The following is a 2,808-nucleotide window of genomic DNA, read 5'->3' on the forward strand; positions in this document are numbered from 1 at the left end:
GCTTGCGGGCCGCCTTGATTCTGTAGAGGACAATTCGGCAAACGTACTCGGTTCTCGGTTCTCGCTACGTGTCGAGCGGTGCCCCGTCACGGGACATTCTTGACAACCGCGTCCCACCAGCCCCGGTGCCGGCACACGGGCTGGTGGTGGGCCGTCTCACTCGCCAGGGCCAAGGGTCAGATCTCCTGCTCAGATGATCCGGAGCGTCGGCGCATGCGGATGGCTGCCTGGAGTTCGGTCAGGAAAAGCCAAAGGACACCTATGCCCAGCGGTACCCCCACCCAGGCACGCCAGCTGCCTTCGCTGACTTTCTCCGGCAAAAGAACGGCCCCAAGGAGGAGCAAGAACCCCAGCTTGATGAGTTCTTTCCGTCGCCCGCCCGACTTCACCATCGCCGATTCCTCCTGGTCGGCACCCTCCCGCATCGCCCTAGTCCCGGAGGTCCTGGGCTGCGCGGACGATGAGTCGCCGTGCGTCTTCTCCGGTCACGGCTTCCTTCCAGAGTCGTTCGATGGCTCGGGTGTAGGTGGCGGCTTCGTCGTCGCGGTAGGTGGTCTCGCCTACGAAGGTTTCCACGATGGCGACGTCGTCGTACATCTGGAAGGAGTTCTGCGGGGTGGTGGCGAGTTGGACGCCGAGCGGCAGGATGCCAAAGCGGATGTTCGGAACGCCGACGACGGTCTGCAGCCGGTCGAGCTGACCGCGCATGACCTCGGGCGAGGTGATCAGCCACCGCAGTACGGGCTCGGCGAGCAGGAACTCGAACCGCTTGCTGGTGTCGTACAGGAGCTGTTGACGCTGCATGCGGGTGGCTACGGCGGCGTCCACGTCGGCGATGTCAAGGTTGTGCAGCTCGACCATCTCGGTCAGGGCGCGGCGGGCGTAGTCGGCGGTCTGGAGCAGCCCGGGTACCCACACGGTCTCGAAGTGCCGGATCAGGCGCGACTCGGCGACCATCTGGTTGTAGCTGTCCTGAACGGCGGCCTGGCCCTGACGCATCCGGCGGCGGAAGCTGCGGTGCGCGGACTGGACCTCGCCGAGCATCCGCAACAGGTCCTGAGCGGCCGTGTCGTCGGCACCGCAGGCGCGTGCCCACGCGAACAGGTCGGCGGGAGCCGGCATCTGTCGGCCGTTCTCCAGTCGGGAGACCTTCGACGGTGCCCAACCGTTCGCCTCGGCGAGTTCCTTGCCGGACAGGCCGGCCTGCGTGCGCAGGGCACGCAGGCGATCGGCCAGTCCTTCGGGCTGTGTCAGCCACTCTTCCATCGGGTTCACGGGTGACTCCTCGTGCTAGGCAGCTGCTGCGCTCCGCGCGTTGTCCGGAGCGGCGTAGTGGACTGCCAGGTCCCGCCACGCACACGCCTGCACCACGGTCGCCGGTTCGGTCACCAGTTCGTTGCTGATCCGGTGGCCTACCTCGTCGAACCGCATCATGATGAGTCGGCTGGAGTCGAGCAACCACCAGTCGACGTTGCCGGCTGCGGGCAGCAAGCCAATCTCGTGTGCCCTCGCCCGTGTCAGGTAGCGCATCGTCTCGCCGGCTTCGACGTTCCACCGGCCGATCCAGCGTTCCCACCGCTGGTAGTCGGTCGGCGGTTCCTCGTGTACCCGCACGCGTTCGATCCGCTTGCCCTGCTGCGTCAACGCGGTGATCTGCTCGAACCAGGCAGCAAGCCCGGGAACCTCTGTCGGGGGCTCCGGGTCGCCGGCCAGGAACTTCGCCACCGTGTCGTGCTCGCTGGGCTCCAGGTAGACCGGCTGAAGCTCCAGCCGGAACGCGGTGTGATTGAACGTTCGGAGCTGGTCGGCGAACTCGTCATCGGTGAGCGGGGTGCCCATGCTCAGCCGATCTCGCGCAGCCGGTCGAGCACGTTGGCCGGAACGAACACGCCGTCCTCGTCGTCGGCCAGCTGGCGCAGCTGTGCGCGGGTCGCGTCATCCAGCTTGATCCCCTGCACGACGTAGCCACCCTCGGTCTTGTACAGCGCCGGGCATCCGCCGCCGCCGGAGGTGGCGTCCTTCCACAGGAACTCCAGGTTCCGCATTCTCAGGCCCCTTCCCTCGCTGCGCCTCGTGGCGCAGATACCTCGATGCTGCACTGCCGAGCATCTTCACGCAATCGCCCCGGCTGCTGATTAGGGCAACCGGGGCGATCTGGTGCGGGTGGCGGAACCTGGCAACCTCAAGCCTAGAGCAATTGCGCGCAATTGCTTGACGATGCGCGAGGGAGCGAGCATCATCGAAGTGCGCCGGAAGCCCGGCGCAGCGAGGCAAGTCAGGGCCGGGGAAGCCGGCCGACTCAACTGGGAGGTCTGGGCATGGTCCCGAACACGATCAAGGTTCCGGTTCCGTTCGAGTACGTGTTCCCGCAGGGTGCGTTGTGCCTGGGTGTGGAGCCGGTGACGGACTTCGACAAGCGCGGTCAGGGCGATGACCAGGCCCGCGACAAGGAGTCGGGCGAGCGCCTGTGGGTGGTCAAGGTTCTGGACCTGGACCCGGAGGCCGGCAAGTTCGGCGGGTCCAAGGAAGTGAAGGTGAAGATCGCCGCGCCGGTGCAGCCGGTGCCGCCGGCGTCGAAGATCCCGGGCTATCCGCCGGCGGTGGAGTTCTCCGACGTGACGCTGACGCCGTACGTCGATAGCCAGCGGTGCAAGGGCTCGGGGAAGTGCCGGGCGCGTCAGGCGTGGTCGATCCGCGCCGGTGCCATGACCGAGGCCGCGATCAAGCAGGCGGCCTGACCAGATTCGGATGCGCGGGGCGGGCTTCCTCCGCCAAGACGATTCCCGCCCCGCGCTTCACCTCGTCTCC

The 2,808-nt window shown here is 66.9% G+C and carries 5 protein-coding genes; 1 reads left to right on the forward strand and 4 read right to left on the reverse strand.

Going from position 1 to position 2,808, the window contains the following annotated elements; translation table 11 throughout:
* Positions 1–176: 176 nt before the first annotated feature.
* From ACNAW0_RS30110 to ACNAW0_RS30125, 4 genes are read right to left on the reverse strand one after another with little or no spacing between them, the layout of a single operon-like run.
* Positions 177–425 (reverse strand): hypothetical protein, encoded by a 249-nt coding sequence (locus ACNAW0_RS30110; protein ID WP_416291429.1) that lies wholly within the window; start codon positions 423–425, stop codon positions 177–179.
* A gap of 4 nt (positions 426–429) precedes the next feature.
* Positions 430–1,266: a helix-turn-helix domain-containing protein gene (locus tag ACNAW0_RS30115; RefSeq protein WP_416291432.1), complete on the reverse strand. Its 837-nt coding sequence runs from the start codon at positions 1,264–1,266 to the stop codon at positions 430–432.
* 24 nt (positions 1,267–1,290) lie between these two features.
* A complete protein-coding gene (locus tag ACNAW0_RS30120; protein WP_416291430.1) occupies positions 1,291–1,839 on the reverse strand; it encodes a DUF6879 family protein in 549 nt (182 codons plus the stop codon).
* Between the two features lie 2 nt (positions 1,840–1,841).
* Positions 1,842–2,045: a lipid A biosynthesis lauroyl acyltransferase gene (locus ACNAW0_RS30125; RefSeq protein ID WP_255471725.1), complete on the reverse strand. Its 204-nt coding sequence runs from the start codon at positions 2,043–2,045 to the stop codon at positions 1,842–1,844.
* Between the two features lie 273 nt (positions 2,046–2,318).
* Here ACNAW0_RS30125 and ACNAW0_RS30130 point away from each other — a divergent pair, with 273 nt between their 5' ends.
* A complete protein-coding gene (locus ACNAW0_RS30130; RefSeq protein ID WP_416291431.1) occupies positions 2,319–2,738 on the forward strand; it encodes a hypothetical protein in 420 nt (139 codons plus the stop codon).
* Positions 2,739–2,808: the final 70 nt, after the last annotated feature.

It is taken from the genome of Micromonospora sp. SL1-18 (genome assembly GCF_047921505.1).
In the GTDB taxonomy this organism is placed as follows: Bacteria; Actinomycetota; Actinomycetes; order Mycobacteriales; family Micromonosporaceae; genus Micromonospora.

Coding starts and splice junctions, on each gene's coding strand:
- ACNAW0_RS30110 (WP_416291429.1), bottom strand. CDS start 425: ATGCGGGAGGGTGCCGACCAGGAGGAATCGGCGATGGTGAAGTCGGGC.
- ACNAW0_RS30120 (WP_416291430.1), bottom strand. CDS start 1,839: ATGGGCACCCCGCTCACCGATGACGAGTTCGCCGACCAGCTCCGAACG.
- ACNAW0_RS30130 (WP_416291431.1), top strand. CDS start 2,319: ATGGTCCCGAACACGATCAAGGTTCCGGTTCCGTTCGAGTACGTGTTC.
- ACNAW0_RS30115 (WP_416291432.1), bottom strand. CDS start 1,266: ATGGAAGAGTGGCTGACACAGCCCGAAGGACTGGCCGATCGCCTGCGT.
- ACNAW0_RS30125 (WP_255471725.1), bottom strand. CDS start 2,045: ATGCGGAACCTGGAGTTCCTGTGGAAGGACGCCACCTCCGGCGGCGGC.